The sequence below is a fragment of the Streptococcus infantis genome (assembly GCF_001579645.1).
Classification (GTDB): Bacteria; Bacillota; Bacilli; order Lactobacillales; family Streptococcaceae; genus Streptococcus; species Streptococcus infantis_E.
This window is the reverse complement of sequence record NZ_LQZF01000183.1, coordinates 1-773: the sequence shown is the minus strand read 5'-3', so window position 1 is coordinate 773 and position 773 is coordinate 1. Positions and strand designations below refer to the sequence as shown.

At 41.0% G+C, this 773-nt stretch carries 1 protein-coding gene; it reads left to right on the top strand.

What is annotated here, in order from left to right; genetic code table 11:
• A partial coding sequence (locus tag SINDD18_RS10005) for an Ig-like domain-containing protein (protein WP_153014470.1) occupies window positions 1-727 on the top strand: 727 nt, incomplete at its 5' end.
• Window positions 728-773: the final 46 nt, after the last annotated feature.

Here is a 773-nt window from a genome sequence, read left to right as displayed (position 1 = left end):
AGAGGTAGGTCAAGACGGCACAACGAAAGTAACGTTCCCAGATGGCTCAACAGCAACACTTACAGGTGATAAGACAGTTACTCAAGCTGATATCACAGCTCCAACAGCACCAGTTGTGAACCCAGTTAAAGCTGGTGATACAGCAATCACAGGTACAGCAGAAGCAGGTTCAACAGTAGAAGTTACTCTTCCAGATGGAACTAAAGTATCAGCGAAAGCAGATAAAGATGGTAAATTCAGTATTCCAGTAAGTGGTTTGAATGCTGGAGATACAGTTTCTGTAACAGCAACAGACGAAGCAGGAAATACATCAGCTACAACTACAGTAACAGTAAGTAAAGTTAATGTAGGTGGTAAAGATGCTGATAATGCTAAAGTACCAGTTCTTACTCCAGTAGTAGATCCAAGCAACTTGACAGACGCAGAAAAAGCTAAAGTAGCTGAAGAAGTTAAGAAAGCTAACCCAACTGCGACAGATGTTAAGGTTAACAATGACGGTTCAGTAGTTGTAACCTTTGCGGACGGATCAGTAGCAACAATTGCAGCTAATAAAGTTGTTAAGGAAGCAACTAAAGAGTCATCTGCTCAAGCACCAGCTAAGAAAGCAGGAGCGAAAGAATTGCCAAACACTGGTACTAAACAATCTAACGCTTCACTTGGACTAGCACTTCTTGCAGCAGTGACAGGAGGACTCCTTATCTCTAAAAAACGTAAGGAAGAAGAGTAAGCCATTACTCAAATAAAGCAAATCTAAGAATCTTGATTCTATGAGA